This is a genomic window from Dasania marina DSM 21967, from assembly GCF_000373485.1.
GTDB lineage: Bacteria > Pseudomonadota > Gammaproteobacteria > Pseudomonadales > Dasaniaceae > Dasania > Dasania marina.
In genome coordinates this window covers 112,485-127,025 of record NZ_KB891589.1, presented here as the reverse complement: position 1 = coordinate 127,025, position 14,541 = coordinate 112,485, and the positions used below count along the sequence as shown (strand labels likewise).

The 14,541-nt window shown below is 44.8% G+C and carries 14 protein-coding genes; 9 read left to right on the top strand and 5 right to left on the bottom strand.

All coding sequences use genetic code 11. From position 1 onward, the window contains the following. The first annotated feature begins 5 nt into the window (after positions 1–5). A complete protein-coding gene (locus B067_RS21900; protein ID WP_019531379.1) occupies positions 6–155 on the top strand; it encodes a hypothetical protein in 150 nt (49 codons plus the stop codon). A gap of 13 nt (positions 156–168) precedes the next feature. On the opposite strand, the gene B067_RS0117425 is transcribed toward B067_RS21900, so the two are convergent. Further along, positions 169–591 carry an acyl-CoA thioesterase gene (locus tag B067_RS0117425; protein ID WP_019531378.1) on the bottom strand — a complete coding sequence of 141 codons (423 nt, stop codon included), beginning with the start codon at positions 589–591 and terminating at the stop codon, positions 169–171. A 261-nt stretch (positions 592–852) separates the two neighbouring features. Between B067_RS0117425 and B067_RS0117420 the strand changes: the two genes are divergently transcribed. Continuing rightward, complete coding sequence (locus B067_RS0117420; RefSeq protein WP_019531377.1) at positions 853–1,218, top strand: YacL family protein; 366 nt, start codon at positions 853–855, stop codon at positions 1,216–1,218. A 337-nt stretch (positions 1,219–1,555) separates the two neighbouring features. Further along, positions 1,556–3,937, top strand: a complete 2,382-nt coding sequence (locus tag B067_RS0117415; RefSeq protein ID WP_019531376.1) for a Lon protease family protein — start codon at positions 1,556–1,558, stop codon at positions 3,935–3,937. Positions 3,938–4,113: 176 nt separating this feature from the next. On the opposite strand, the gene B067_RS0117410 is transcribed toward B067_RS0117415, so the two are convergent. Both B067_RS0117410 and B067_RS0117405 read right to left on the bottom strand, forming a co-directional pair. Further along, a complete protein-coding gene (locus B067_RS0117410) occupies positions 4,114–6,090 on the bottom strand; it encodes an NAD(P)-binding protein (protein WP_019531375.1) in 1,977 nt (658 codons plus the stop codon). A gap of 55 nt (positions 6,091–6,145) precedes the next feature. Then, on the bottom strand, positions 6,146–6,586 hold the full coding sequence (locus B067_RS0117405; RefSeq protein WP_019531374.1) for a hypothetical protein: 441 nt from the start codon (positions 6,584–6,586) through the stop codon (positions 6,146–6,148). A 224-nt stretch (positions 6,587–6,810) separates the two neighbouring features. Here B067_RS0117405 and B067_RS0117400 point away from each other — a divergent pair, with 224 nt between their 5' ends. Both B067_RS0117400 and B067_RS0117395 read left to right on the top strand, forming a co-directional pair. Further along, positions 6,811–7,440, top strand: coding sequence for a TetR/AcrR family transcriptional regulator (locus B067_RS0117400; protein WP_156820885.1), 630 nt, complete (start codon positions 6,811–6,813; stop codon positions 7,438–7,440). Positions 7,441–8,345: 905 nt separating this feature from the next. Further along, entirely contained in the window at positions 8,346–8,783 is a 438-nt protein-coding gene (locus B067_RS0117395) for a GFA family protein (protein WP_019531372.1), read from the top strand. A 238-nt stretch (positions 8,784–9,021) separates the two neighbouring features. Here the strand turns inward: B067_RS0117395 and B067_RS0117390 are convergent, their stop codons facing one another. Continuing rightward, the gene (locus B067_RS0117390; RefSeq protein ID WP_019531371.1) at positions 9,022–9,888 is read right to left on the bottom strand and encodes a LysR family transcriptional regulator; all 867 of its coding nucleotides are present in this window, start codon (positions 9,886–9,888) and stop codon (positions 9,022–9,024) included. A 351-nt stretch (positions 9,889–10,239) separates the two neighbouring features. Here B067_RS0117390 and B067_RS0117385 point away from each other — a divergent pair, with 351 nt between their 5' ends. After that, positions 10,240–11,370, top strand: coding sequence for an S-(hydroxymethyl)glutathione dehydrogenase/class III alcohol dehydrogenase (locus B067_RS0117385; protein ID WP_019531370.1), 1,131 nt, complete (start codon positions 10,240–10,242; stop codon positions 11,368–11,370). A gap of 46 nt (positions 11,371–11,416) precedes the next feature. Next, entirely contained in the window at positions 11,417–12,256 is an 840-nt protein-coding gene (gene fghA / locus B067_RS0117380; protein ID WP_019531369.1) for an S-formylglutathione hydrolase, read from the top strand. Positions 12,257–12,477: 221 nt separating this feature from the next. Here fghA and B067_RS0117375 read toward each other — a convergent pair whose 3' ends face one another. Then, a complete protein-coding gene (locus B067_RS0117375; RefSeq protein WP_019531368.1) occupies positions 12,478–12,933 on the bottom strand; it encodes a GNAT family N-acetyltransferase in 456 nt (151 codons plus the stop codon). Between the two features lie 31 nt (positions 12,934–12,964). Between B067_RS0117375 and B067_RS0117370 the strand changes: the two genes are divergently transcribed. Further along, complete coding sequence (locus B067_RS0117370) at positions 12,965–13,570, top strand: tRNA-uridine aminocarboxypropyltransferase (RefSeq protein ID WP_019531367.1); 606 nt, start codon at positions 12,965–12,967, stop codon at positions 13,568–13,570. A gap of 107 nt (positions 13,571–13,677) precedes the next feature. After that, positions 13,678–14,442: a substrate-binding periplasmic protein gene (locus B067_RS0117365; protein ID WP_019531366.1), complete on the top strand. Its 765-nt coding sequence runs from the start codon at positions 13,678–13,680 to the stop codon at positions 14,440–14,442. Positions 14,443–14,541: the final 99 nt, after the last annotated feature.

Sequence of the window (14,541 nt, the reverse complement as noted above, 5' to 3'; positions counted from 1 at the left end):
AACAATTGGCGTTATGCGGAAGCAATATACCCGATAATGTTGGCAGCATACCCGCGTGGCAAAAAATCCAGCAACAGCTTCCTCAACAAAGCATCGCTGAGTTATTAGGCCTCAGCCAACAACGCCTAGCGGAAGTACGCAGTTTATTTATTTAACGGCTGTTAAGCCTTACAGCAGCTCATCGTCATCTAAGACATAGGAGGGTAATTCAGACTCCATGGGAATCTTAGTGGGTAAGCCTTCATCATCTATGGCGACAAATTTAAAATGGCCGTCGGTCACTTTTTCGCGATTACCAATACGATCACGCCTTACCCAAGCTTCAACATTAACCACCATAGAGGTGTTACCTATATGTATTACCTTGGTATATACCCCTAGCACATCACCCACTTTTACTGGGCTAATAAAACTCATACTATCTAACGCCACCGTTACCACCCGGCTTTGTGCGCGCTGGCCAGCACAAATACCTGCAGCTATATCCATTTGCGACAACACCCAGCCACCAAAAATATCACCGGCCGGGTTGGTATCACTACTCATGGCTAATGTACGCGTTGTTAATCTACCTATAGCTTTTTCAGCCATTATTCACCTCAGTTACTCTGGCTGCGGCTTATGGGCAATTACCCAATCAAGCCACCCACACCTGATCAATAAACAGCCAAAAGCTTTACGCGCCATGAAAAATGCGTCATCTTAACCGAATCAGGGCTTAGCTGCGAAGAATATACATCACCTCCATCTGGTCGTTATTTAAGCAAAACAGCGTATCACTATTTAAAGCCCACAAAAAATCATTATCGGGTAGAATGCCCCACGATTTTCAACCGTTATATAGAGCAACACATGGATTACGAATTTACCCTAGATGAATACGACCGCCCTGTAGCCGAGTTTTCCTCAGGCTTTGAAGCATTAGGCCGCTGGCTTTCAGAAGAAGTGGGTAGTGATGAGCAACAACTACAAGAATTGCTGGATATTATCGAGCAGCTACAACAACAAAGAATTACCAGCCGGCAACTATTCGGCCGCGACGCTCAGCTAACACTCAACCATAACGAGGTGGAAGCCGTGGCCTTGGCGCTGTCAGAAGATGCCGATTACGAGCTGCCGGAAGATACCCAGCTTTATAAGGATGAATCTGAAGCCAGTTGTGGCTTGTTAGATTTTAAAGAAGCGGTATTAGCTTGGCAGAAATATATAGCCGAGTAATAAGCAGTTACCCCCTAGCTACCGGGTCGCAGCCCGGTATGGCACACAGTCAATTTACCGGGCAGTAATGGACCCTGCATCTATAGCTTAAAAAATAACTATTAGCCCTAGTGTGATTTTATCCACGCCTGCAATCCCTAGCACAACCCCCGCCAGCTATTAACCCTCAAACAGCCACACATTTCTCCCCCGCTAACCTAAGCAGCCTAGCGACCATTACGTCAGCAGTATATTACTCGCATCAAGTATTCACCGGCACTGCCACTTACAGCAAAGTTCAACTACGCTGTAACTAATAAGAACCCAGTAACGCAGCCCCACACGCATAGGTACAGCCGTGAAATTATCCGCCGAGCAGTTACGCAGCCAAGTTTCAGAACAGGACTTAGGCTTTCAATCTACCCGCGAACTTAGCCATTACAGCGGCATACTTGGCCAAGCTCGCGTCACTAAAGCGCTAGACTTTGGCCTTGCCATCGGCCAGCCCGGTTACAATATTTATATAGCTGGTGAAGCTGGAGCCAGCCGCTTTCGCTATGCATTGGATTATTTACAGCCTTTAGTAGGGCAACAACAAACCCCGCCCGACTGGCTGTATGTTAATAATTTTGATAATCCCTATACGCCCAGAATTATTAAAATGCCGCCCGGTCAAGGCAGCCAGTTACACAAAGATATAGACAAATTAATTGATGCACTGATAGACACCTTCCCTGCCACCTTCGATAACCCCAGCTATCAACAAAGAAAGTCGACCATACAAAATCGTTTTGACCAAATCTACGACGATGCTATTGCCAGCGTGCAAAGCGCCGCAAGCCAACAGCAAATTGCCATGTTTAACGAAGAAGGCAGCGTCACCTTTACTCCCATCATAGACGGCAAAGTGATTGATGAATCGCAATTTGCCAGCCTCAACCAAGAGCAACTCAATGAGTTTCGCCAGCATGTTAATCAGTTTGAAGAGCTACTTAATGATGCCTTACTGGAATTACCGCAATGGCAGCGTGACTTCAATGACCAACAGCGGCAGCTCAGAGAGTCCACTATAGAGCAAGCCTTAAAACCCATATTGCAACCCCTGCGCCAGAGCTACCAAGGCAACACCGCCATCAGTTTATTTTTAGCGCAAATCAGCAAGCACCTACCCAGAGTTATTGAAGAAAACTTTAGTGATCATAATAAAACCGAGGCAGTAATAGCATCCAAACAACGCAAACTGTTAGAAAGTTATTACACCCCTAACCTACTCACTTCCGCTATTAAAGATGGCGCTCCCATCGTGTTGGAATCAAATCCCAGCTATCAAAACCTGTTTGGTAGAGTGAGTTACGGCAGCGAAGAGAGCGGCGGTGCCTACCAGCAAATTACCCCCGGCGCATTGCACCGGGCCAACGGCGGCTACTTAATTCTTGATGCTGAAAAACTATTAATCGGTGAGGGTACCTGGCCAGCACTTAAGCGCATGTTGCGCGATGGCTGCATACATTTAGAGCCACCACCGGGTGATATTCAACTCAGCGGTGTAACACCACTACACCCAGAACCGGTACCCTTGCACGTCAAAGTTATCTTGATTGGCTCTAGAAGTATTTACTATAACCTCGACCAACTAGACCGTGATTTTAATGATTTATTTCGTGTGCTGGTTGATTTTGATGACTACATAGAAAGCAATCCACAATCACTAAAGCAGTTTGCCGAATTACTGCATACCCGTAGCAGCGAAGCTAATATAGCCGAACTTTCTGCGGCGGCAGTAGCACGCTTAGCTGAGCATGCGCACCGCTTGGCAGAGCATCAACAACGCCTAAGCGCACGTATAGATGCCATACTGGAAGTAGCCGTAGAGGCCGACTTTGAACGCCTAAGCAGTGGCCAAGATATAATTGACGGCCAACATATACAGCTGGCCATAGCGGCCCGCTGGTATCGAAATGCCCGGCTGCGCGATCAATTACTCAACCAAATTTTAGACGGCACGGTAGTGATTAGCAGCGATGGCAGCACTGCGGGACAAATCAATGGTCTCTCACTATTACAAGTCGGTGAAATGACGTTTGGCTGCCCCACTCGCATTACCGCCAGCGTTAACCCCGGCCACCGTGGTGTTATCGATATAGAACGGGAAGCAGAACTGGGACAATCGGTACACTCTAAAGGCGTGATGATTTTAACCGGGTATTTAAGTAGCTTTTATACTCAAAAAATCCCCTTAGCCATTTCTGCGCATATTGCTATGGAACAATCCTATGGCTACATCGATGGTGATAGCGCCTCACTAGGCGAACTCTGTGCCCTGCTCTCGGCCTTAGTTAATCAACCGCTACGGCAAGACTTGGCCATAACCGGCTCCACCAATCAACGCGGTGAAGTGCAAGCCATAGGTGGCGTAAACGAAAAAATAGAATCTTTTTTTGATGTCTGTGCCGCCCGCGGTCTTACCGGTAATCAAGGCGTAATATTACCAGCCAGTAATAAAAACAATTTAATGCTAGAACAACGCGTAGTAGACGCCGTGGCACAGGGGCAATTTTCCATCTATACCGTCAGCACCGTTAATGAGGCGCTGGCACTCTTGATTAAAAAAGACCCCGGTAAAATAAACCAACGCGGCAACTTCCCCAAAGGCACCTTCAACGACCGTGTGGTTAAACAGCTGGAATACTTTGCCCGCATAACGCGTTCAATAAGCCCCAGTAAAACCAAGAGCTTATAAAAAACGACTACCGTACTCATAAAGGAAGTATCAGTATGCTGATCAAAATAAACCATCAACTTCCGTAACAACAACTGTGCGACGCCTTAACCTTGATAAACGGAAGCTGAGCTACAATAGAAACTTTAAAAATATTGATTGCGCTATAGTTGGCAAGCCTATAGCAGCAATCAATATTACGCCTTTAGAGCTAGCACTTGTTTAGCTGCACGCTCCCCCTCATGGCAGGCATTAGTCCATAGTTGCTCACCGGTTAACTCTGAATGGGCAAAGCGTATGCGGCCATAACCTTCCCTAACAACATCCCTAGGTGCGGGCTGGCCATTTTCACCAAAAAAGAAACCGGGCTGCGGGGCCACATAGGCATGCCCCCAACGGTTGGTCACTATGCCAGCAATATCTCGCTTGGCATCAAAGCCATAGTCAGCAAACATCTCTGTCATTTGCTTTCTTATTCTATATTCTATATCCCTATAGCTCATGGCAAATAAGGAGGCTCTACCTATAGCCCCTTGCGCCTTAAGCGGTAAACCCTTATCCGAAACATCATCGGTAAACGCATTGTAAAACGTTAATGTTGTCGGCAAGTTAGGGTCCAAAGGCATATGCTTGCCCTCTATGCTCATAGGTGCACGTATATTGGTAAACCAGCCAAAACCTTCAAACCAGCGTGCAGCTGTAATACCCAACTTTTCCATAAAGCGCCAATTGTGTAGAGCAACGTTAATCACCAACATAGGTGCATGATTAAACTCGCCCATTGCTGTCGATAAGGCTGGCGGTGAATCACGCAAAATATATTTATTAACCCACTGGCCGCTGGCCATAACTACCGATTTCGCCTTAACCCGTTTAGGGGTGTGGCTGGCATTATCGATATACGTCACATTGACACTTTTGGCCGAGGCAACATCCCCTTCGTGCTCAACAGCCACCACCGTGGAATTTACCCGTATACGTAAATCTTGCCCTTTTTTATCCAACGTATCCCAGTTGATATCGCCATAGACAATATCATTAAGATTGTATTTTCCGGTGATAGATTCAGGGATCATCTTCTTAACAAAATGGCGTGCAATAGCAGCGTTACCGCCGGGAAAACTAACCAAGTTGAGATCAAAGTCATCAAAAGGGTTGGAATGGCCATTAGCTCGCGGAACATCCTTAACCCCTGGCATACCGAAAGAAAGCGCGCCAAAAGCAGAGATAACATCCGTGCCTAAGCCCGGGCCATGCGCAGCCATCATAGGGTTGAGGTAATTGAATACATGCGGGTGAGTGATACCCACTTCGTTTTTCAAAAAATCTTTATAGGTCATAGAGTCCAGCCACGTTTCCCAATCATCACGCTTTTTGCCGCCAGCAAAATTTTCTAGCTTGATTAACTGTTCTTTGGCTTCTTGATCTATAGGCGCATCTTTGAAGTTAGTGCCCCAGGGGTCTAAGGCCCACACACCTTTACCGTTTTTATCTTTATAGTAATAACCTAAAGTTGCGGTTTCTTTAAATAACTGCATGGCATCGTAGTTATCCTCGCTAAACTTTAGCTCTTTATTTGTGCCCTCGGCCTTATAAATAAACTTAAACGCTTCAGGGCTATCTTTTCCGGGCAGGCCTAATTCATGCCATACCGGATGATAGAAAAACCCCGCTTTTTCAGCTTCTTCTGGCGGCCAAAGTGTACCGTTAGAACCCTGTGGTGCATGCAAACGATAGCCATCAACCTCAAATTCATTTTGCTTGCCCTCACCACCAAATATAGGGTGATTTTCTATAATAAGAACCTTACCCCCTTTCTCTTTTAAAAACGTATAGGCTGTCATCAGGCCCGCAAAGCCACCACCCACAACAACTAAATCATACTCTTCGCCAGAGTCAGTATGTGCTGAGGGTAACGTCTTCCATTTGCCATCACGAATAGAATGCGCACCGTTGACGACTTCATGGGTATTACCGTTAGAGCGAGCATAGTCTCCCACCCCGCCTGGTCCGGTCCAATCATGTGTTAAGCCTTGAGCTTTAGCTGAGTTTGCAACAAATGGTGCAGCCCCCGCTAACAGCCCTAAGCCAGCGCCCTTCAATACCCCGGAGGAAAAATCTCTACGAGTAATGTTTTCACCCATACCCAATTTTTTTTCGTCATCAGCGCGCATTTTATCACCTCATACTAACGTTAGCGTTTTAAGATACCCGTAAACATCGTCTGGCTTAGAACTTACCGGGGATATACATATCAGTAATACAAAACCATTCACCGTTAAATTTTTCCCATACAAACAGCAGCTTTAAATCAAACTCCGTGCCGTCCATTAAGTTCACATGAAAGGTTGTATAGTCATAGCCTACATTGCCTTTTTCAGCCAAGTAGGTGTACTTAGAGTCTATCTTTACTGACTTAGCGCCGGGCACTAATTCTTCATACATCTTGACGACTTCATCATGGCCATTAACAACGGCATTTTCTTCCACTAATAATGCATGTTTAGCGTAAAAACCATTAACCAAACCCATCACATCATTGTCACGGAAGGCTCGCTCTTTTAAGTCATACTTAACTCTTATCTGCTCTTTAAATTCTTCTAAAGCATTATTACTAGATCCAGCATTAACGCTGGAAGTACACAGCAGCAGCACACAAAGTGCAACCATATGACGTACCCCTACGACCCACTTACTAGCACTCAACATTACTCATACCCTCGAATTTTTTAATATGACCGTCATTTGACGGAAAAACAATTTATACTACTCTACGTAAATGCTGTCAAGCGTGTCGACTTCACTATTTAAAACCAGCAGGCGTGTTTCATTTATGGGATACTTGCTACTATAAGCTAGAAATTTACTGCAATTACAACGACTTAATCGATACTATGAAAACATCTATCACAACTAAAAAGCCTGACACCCCGAAATCACAAGAAAAGAAAACAGCCATTTTAGAGGCCACTAGGGTGATGCTGGCTGAAGAGGGCTATGCTGAACTATCTCTAAGAAAAGTGGCCTCAAAGGTGGGCATACACCTCAAAACGCTGCAATACTACTACCCCACCAAAGAGGGACTACTGCAATCCGTTTTGGAATATGCCGATTCTTTATATGTTAGAACCTACGAAGAACTTAGGCCTAAAACCTACAACCCAGAAGTTCATTTTGACCGCTACGTAAATTACTTAATCAATACCGAAAAAGATCAAACAACCGCTGGCTTTTTTTATCAGCTCTGGGACAGAGCCCATAGAGATGAGCATGCCAAGAAAATTATGCACGAGATGTATGATAAACATACGGATCACCTAGCAGAATTAATGGCGCCTCTAAACGAGAACCTAGACAAAAAAACCCTAAAACAGCGCGCCGTCATTTTAGCGGCACTCATAGATGGCATGATGTTATTTATCGGTTACGGAAAGCAAAGGCCAAAAAATATCGGCAACATAGAAAAAGAAGTGTTAAAGCTGGCCAAAAAGCTGGCAAGCTCTGAAGACTTTCTTGATGAGTAATAGCCCATAACAGCGTTTATATTTAATGAGAATTACAGAGCTATACGCTAGAACCCATGATCAATTCAACAAAAAATCGTTAAAGCACCCGTCATCCAGAGCGCCTAGTAGGCAGCGGTACTGACTGAGCTCAGAGAGTAGGTTAGTCATACCCAAACTTGCTAAATACTCAGACGAGATACAGAAGTAGTTTGTGCGCAAGACTAATTTTCAGCCATCCCTGTAGAATCGCTTAAGCTCTCTATCCCTATTGCACTTGCCCCCACCAATCCTAGCTAACAGCAGCCATGCAGCGCACCGTCGTCACAACATGCTATTTACCTAACCTAGAAACACCTCCAGCACTAAGCTCATAACACGACGAAACAATAAACATCCGCTCAGTGAATTATTACTACACAGTAAAAGTGAATTGCATTATCACCATATTATCCCCCTAGAGGAATTGTAATAGTATTCCCTTCATTAGAGGCTGATGTACACTTCATCTCTAAAGCATCTAGCCGCTCAACAGTAAGGATGTATGTGCCTAATCAGTTTATCAAATAAAAAGCCACTATAACTTAAGGCCCAAGTCAGCCACCATCCGTAGCAAAAGCGGTCTTAATACTGTTTAGATAAACCAATCTTTAGTTAAAGTTATAGCCAGAATGTTTGCATATCGACATCTTCACCCATCAGGCGACAACCTTAAAAGCATAATACAAAATCTCTAGCTTATTTGCTGTAGAGACTACTCAACGAATACTTAGCAGGTGATGACACAGTAAAGGCCGCAGGCTAAATAGTGAATTTTAATCAATAGACCTTATTGGATAATATAATCTGCTATTCATAGCCTCCTGCTTTAACCGTGAAATCTAAGTATATTTTAAAAATACACACTTATATAAAAGGAACGTTTTATGTCTCATAAATATTCAGGTGGCTGTGATCATATACACACTCACTCAAGTAACGACCCTATAGACAATCACACTTGTCACTGCTCTGTATGTAAAGGTGTTACCGGGCAAGACACAACCCATGTTGTATTTTTTAACCACAATGATTTAGTGGTAGATGATGTCAGCAAGCTTAACCGCCAGCCGTTTAACGCTAGCAACCCTAACGGGCCATTAGAGTTATGCACTTGCGCTGAATGTGGCACACCTATCATGCTAGACGATAAAGAAAGTCGTATTCGTGTTATTGTTCCCAATCTAATGGGTTATAGCACTGACGACTTACCCGCCACATACCACGCATTTTTTGACCCTGCGTCAGGCGTTACCAAACCAAGCGACGGCCGCCCCGTTTTTGAAGGCTTGCGCCCTGAGTTTGTTTGGCCAACACCCGCGTAAAGTTTAATCTTTACATTGCAGCATAGTTTCGTTTAATACGGGCTATGCTGCATTCTAACTCTTCTGTTTGCCACGCCCTTGCTGTAACACAGCCTCAGATATTCCAAATACTTCCTCTTCAGCAGTAGAAACATCAGCGGATTTATTTTCGTTTATTATGTTAACTACCTATACGTCATTGAATACTTACGAAACGCCTAGCCTTCATGTTTTTTTGACCTTAACAATAATAAAAAACCTACGCGATGTGCTTGGCTAAGTAATCTACCAGCAAGCGTATTTTTAATGACAACTGGCGATTGTGAGGGTAAACCGCCCATATCCATTCATCGGGCTCTCTATAATTGTCTAATAGGGAGATTAAGCCACCACTGCTTAAATGATCCTGCACTAAATAATCAGGTAATTGCACGATACCCAAGCCTTTTAGCGCAGCATCAACCAAACCAATACCACCGTTATAACGAAAGCGCGGCACAAATCGCATTGTTTTTTCTTTGCCGGCCTCTCTAAAGCGCCAATAATCTGAAGTCCCTAGCAGGCAGCTGTGCTGGCTGAGTTCAGAGAGTGAGTTAGGCATGCCATAACTTGCCAAATACGCAGGTGAGGCGCAGAGGTAGTTTGTGCGCTTGCCTAGTTTTTTAGCCATCATAGTCGAGTCGCTTAAGTTCCCTATGCGTATGGCTAAGTCATAGCCCTCTTCAACTAAATCCACACGCTGATTACTGAGATTGGTAGAAATATCAACTTCTGTATATTCCACCATAAAGTCATTAAGCAAGGGCAGTATTTGCTGCTCGCCATAGCTCACAGGGGCAGTGAGTTTAATTTTACCCTGAGGCTTAGATTGTAAATTAGTCACCGCCCGCACTGCGGTATCCAAACCGTCTAACACGCTGCGGCAGTGCTGATAAAACACCCGCCCTTCTTCAGTTAGCGACACCTTGCGGGTAGTGCGGTAAAACAATTTGATATTGAGCCGCTGCTCTAAAGCGCTAACCTGCCGGCTTACCTGGGCCGTAGAAACCCCTAACTTTTGGGATGCCTGAGTGAAGCTCTCACTTTCTGCCACAGACACAAACTCACTAACGCCTTCCCATATCATAACTATTGCTCATTAGTACAAGTGGATTGATATATAAACCAATTATTACCTACTGGCAATGAATGTTTTACTGGAGCCAGCCCCGCCCTGCCAGCCCTAGCGACCAACCGGCATGCGGCTTACTCTCGCTGCAGCACACTATGCGCCTACTCCCTAGGCTACACGGACACTAGCTCATAGTACGGCGAAGCGAAAAGAGTCAGATCAGACAATTATTACCATATAGTAAAAGTGAATTGTATTTTTACCCTATTATCCCATTAAGAGGATTGTAATAGACTTTCTGCCACTAGAGGTCCCTTCTGCATTTCAGCCTCTACACCACCTAACCCGGTAACAGTGAGAAAGAATATGTCTGATCAATTTATCAAATCAAAAGCCGCCATAGCCTGGGGCCCTGGCCAGCCACTGTCTGTAGAAGAAGTAGACGTGATGCTACCTAGAAAAGGTGAGGTTTTAGTCAAAATTCTCGCCTCTGGTGTTTGCCATACCGACGCCTTTACTCTATCAGGCGACGATCCTGAAGGTATTTTCCCTTGCATCCTAGGCCACGAAGGCGGCGGCATAGTTGAACAAATAGGCGAAGGCGTAACCAGCGTTAAAGTTGGCGACCATGTTATCCCTCTATACACGCCCGAGTGTGGCGAGTGTAAATTTTGCCTATCGGGTAAAACTAACCTTTGCCAAAAAATTCGCGAAACCCAAGGCAAAGGCTTAATGCCCGACGGCACCACCCGCTTTTATAAAGATGGCCAGCCTATCTACCACTACATGGGCTGTTCTACCTTTTCTGAATACACCGTATTACCCGATATTGCACTAGCCAAAGTAAACCCAGAAGCGCCGTTAGAAGAAGTTTGCCTACTAGGCTGTGGCGTTACCACCGGTATGGGCGCGGTAATGAACACCGCTAAAGTTGAGGAAGGCGCAAAAGTTGCCATCTTCGGTTTAGGCGGCATCGGTCTCTCAGCTATTATTGGCGCTACCATGGCCAAAGCCTCGCGCATCATTGCTATCGATATTAACGAAAGCAAATTTGAACTCGCGAAAAAATTAGGCGCCACAGATTGCATCAACCCTAAAGATTACGACCAACCCATACAAGACGTTATTGTTGAATTAACCGATGGCGGCGTAGACTACTCCTTTGAGTGTATAGGCAATGTTAACGTCATGCGTTCCGCTTTAGAGTGCTGCCATAAAGGTTGGGGCGAGTCTGTGATAATTGGTGTGGCTGGTGCTGGCCAAGAAATATCTACCCGTCCATTTCAATTAGTGACAGGTCGAGTCTGGCGCGGTTCAGCTTTTGGTGGCGTTAAAGGCCGCTCAGAATTACCGGGTATTGTTGAGCGTTACTTACAGGGTGAATTTAAGTTAGACGACTTCATCACCCACACCATGCCACTGGAAGAGATTAATACCTCGTTCGAACTATTACATAAAGGCGAAAGCATACGCACCGTTATTCATTTTGATAAGTAATCGTTAATCAGCTGCCTCTTCATGAGGCAGCCATTAAGGCCTTAATATGAGCATAGAAAATTTAACGGTAAATAAAGCATTTGGTGGCTGGCATAAACAATACAGCCACTTATCTACGGTTTTAAACTGCAGCATGCGCTTTGCTATTTACCTACCACCGCAAGCAGCTAACGGTGACAAAGTACCGGTACTATACTGGCTATCTGGCCTGACCTGCAGCGATGAAAACATGATGCAAAAAGCGGGTGCCCAGCGTATAGCCGCAGAACTAGGCATAGCTATCGTCGCCCCCGACACCAGCCCCCGTGGTGACGATGTCGCCAACGACGAGGCTTACGACCTAGGCCAAGGCGCGGGCTTCTACGTTAACGCCACACAGGCGCCGTGGAGTAGCCATTATCAGATGTACGATTACGTGCTTAAGGAATTGCCGGAATTAATCGAAGCTAACTTTCCGGTCACCAACAAACGTGCTATTTCTGGCCACTCTATGGGCGGCCATGGCGCATTGACTATTGCCATGCTAAACCCTGAGCGCTATTGCTCTATGTCCGCATTTAGCCCTATCAACAATCCCATCAACTGCCCTTGGGGGCAAAAAGCCTTTACCGCTTACTTAGGTAAAGACCAAGCCACTTGGCAAAAACATGATGCCAGCGTATTAATGCGCCAGGCAACCGCGTTTATCCCCGCCCTTGTTGACCAAGGTGAAGCAGATGATTTTTTACAGGAACAGTTAAGGCCAGAAACCTTACAAGCCGCAGCACTAGCCAGTAGTTACCCGCTAGAAATACGCATGCAGGAAGGCTACGATCACAGCTACTATTTTATTGCGAGCTTTATTGAAGACCACCTGCGTTTTCATGCAACTTATCTAAACAAATAACGCAATTATTGTTTGTCTATTTGGGCCTGGTTTAAAAAACAGGCCTTGTTTTTTTAGACCTTCGCGCCTTTAACATCCTCAATTAACAAGTGAACTTGCTATGTTCAACGACTGCGCTATTAAGCAGCTTGAATACTTTGCTCGTATCACACATTCAATAACGTCCACCAAAAAAACCAATACAGCCTCCCCCACAACGCCCAAGCATAAGCGCTACAGACTCAACCTAACGTCCTACTAGGGCGCGGCTGATACAGCATCATCACTATAGGCCTACCCTGCTCTCGGTAGCGATAATATATGTCACTCACAGTTTCAGCTTGCTGATCTGGCGCCACCAGAGCAAACCCTAACGAAGCATACAATGACTGCAAGTGCTGATAAGGGAAGGTATAAGTGCGTTGATCAAAATAACCCACCAGCTGGTTTAACAATAACCGTGCAACACCCTGGCCTTGATACGCGGGTGCCACCGCTACACCGGCCAATAGATTAATGGTTTTATAATTTCTGAGGTAAGCGCAGGCAATAATCGCGTTGTGCTCATCTCTCACCACCACACAGGGCTCATGACGTTTAGCTTTGCCACGAAAACCATACTTGCGGTAGAATTTATTCGCCAATGGCGTTTGCACTGCTGTTAAAGTAGCCACAGTTAAGGGCTTAATCGCTTTCATACCACTCAATAAACTCTAAAAAACGTCATTTATGCCTAGAGCCACCTGCCCAAACTGCCAGCGCCCACTAGCCACCTGCTACTGCAGCGCACTGGTTAAGCTTAGCAATAACATTAAAGTGCTGATCATACAGCACCCGCTAGAGGCTACCCATCCCTTTAACACCGGCCGCATGGCCAAGCTATGCCTAAGCAATAGCGAGCTTATTATTGCCGAAACATTATCCAATACTGACTTAAAAAACATGCTTGGCATCCCATCTGCCCTGCTTTACCCCTCGTTGAGCTGGCTACCTGCCACCCCAGAAATTGGTGATAGCGTTAACGAAGATGCCATCACTCCAGCCATACAACAACTGATAGTCATCGATGCTAGCTGGCGTAAATCCAAAAAAATGTTGCACCTACACCCGGCATTACAAAACCTACCTAGAGTCAACCTCAGCGGCGGCTTAGCCTCACAGTATCAAATCAGGAAAACATCTATAAGCAATGGCCTGTCGACCATAGAAAGCATCGCCCAAGCCATGCAGCAACTCGAGCACCATGCTGAGTTTAAGCAAATGCTTATGCCCTTTGAAAAGATGATTGCCTTACAACAAGCGAGCTACCAGAAAACACAAAAAAAGCCTACATGAACCACCACTAAATCATAGGGCTTTGGTTTATCTAAAAATAAGACATATTAAAATATTACAGCTACACTCTATAAACGTAAGCATCCTTAATAATCAAACACCCTAATATGCCTATAAACCCTAAAAATAGAATAGCGAAATATGTTTTTTTCATGTTGTTTATTTTATTAAACACAAACGCTAAGGCAGAAACAATCACCCTAGTAGCTGATGCATGGTGTCCGTTCTCATGCTTGGCAACCAACGAGCGACATGGCATAGGTGTTGATATAGCAAAAGACATTTTTGAAGCTGCTGGCTTTACGGTTATATATAAAACCACCAATTGGCATGACGCCATACAACAAGTCGCCAGCAGTAAGGCCGACGTTTTAATCGCGGCAAGCGGTGTAGACAGTAATTATTTGCTTATCCCAGAAGTTCACTTCTCTTATATGCACTCATGCTTCATTACTTTACATGAGCAATGGCAATACCTTTCAAACGCATCGTTAGATGATGTAACGCTGGGAATAGTCTCTGAATATACTGACGGTTTCAGCCCTTTGCGAAAAAAATCTTTCCAATACAGCGAGAATAGACATTTATTAAAAAAATATTCCAACACCGAATCGCTAGTTAAAGCCTTACACAACAAAGAAGTTGACGTAATTCATGACAATATGGATGTTACTGGCTATTTATCGAAGAAAAACAATCTTACTGAAAACCATTATTTTAGCGGCTGCATTAGGAGCAAACTTTTCTTTGGCCTGTCACCAACCACCAAAGGGAAAAGATTGGAGAAATTAGTTAACAAAGGTTTATTGCAGGCGTTACAGGATGGAACGATAAAACAAACACACCAGCAATACGGCATAACTAACTATTAGCCTTATGCCATGCTCCTCAAAAACAGCTATAGCTAGTTAAGCCCACAATAAAGATAAAATAGCCCCCTAAACATTGCCAAGGCGAATTCTAGCTACTCT

Coding starts and splice junctions, on each gene's coding strand:
- B067_RS0117365 (WP_019531366.1), top strand. CDS start 13,678: ATGCCTATAAACCCTAAAAATAGAATAGCGAAATATGTTTTTTTCATG.
- B067_RS0117390 (WP_019531371.1), bottom strand. CDS start 9,888: ATGATATGGGAAGGCGTTAGTGAGTTTGTGTCTGTGGCAGAAAGTGAG.
- B067_RS0117420 (WP_019531377.1), top strand. CDS start 853: ATGGATTACGAATTTACCCTAGATGAATACGACCGCCCTGTAGCCGAG.
- B067_RS0117370 (WP_019531367.1), top strand. CDS start 12,965: ATGCCTAGAGCCACCTGCCCAAACTGCCAGCGCCCACTAGCCACCTGC.
- B067_RS0117405 (WP_019531374.1), bottom strand. CDS start 6,586: ATGGTTGCACTTTGTGTGCTGCTGCTGTGTACTTCCAGCGTTAATGCT.
- B067_RS0117425 (WP_019531378.1), bottom strand. CDS start 591: ATGGCTGAAAAAGCTATAGGTAGATTAACAACGCGTACATTAGCCATG.
- B067_RS0117375 (WP_019531368.1), bottom strand. CDS start 12,933: ATGAAAGCGATTAAGCCCTTAACTGTGGCTACTTTAACAGCAGTGCAA.
- B067_RS0117410 (WP_019531375.1), bottom strand. CDS start 6,090: ATGCGCGCTGATGACGAAAAAAAATTGGGTATGGGTGAAAACATTACT.
- B067_RS0117395 (WP_019531372.1), top strand. CDS start 8,346: ATGTCTCATAAATATTCAGGTGGCTGTGATCATATACACACTCACTCA.
- fghA (WP_019531369.1), top strand. CDS start 11,417: ATGAGCATAGAAAATTTAACGGTAAATAAAGCATTTGGTGGCTGGCAT.
- B067_RS0117400 (WP_156820885.1), top strand. CDS start 6,811: ATGAAAACATCTATCACAACTAAAAAGCCTGACACCCCGAAATCACAA.
- B067_RS0117385 (WP_019531370.1), top strand. CDS start 10,240: ATGTCTGATCAATTTATCAAATCAAAAGCCGCCATAGCCTGGGGCCCT.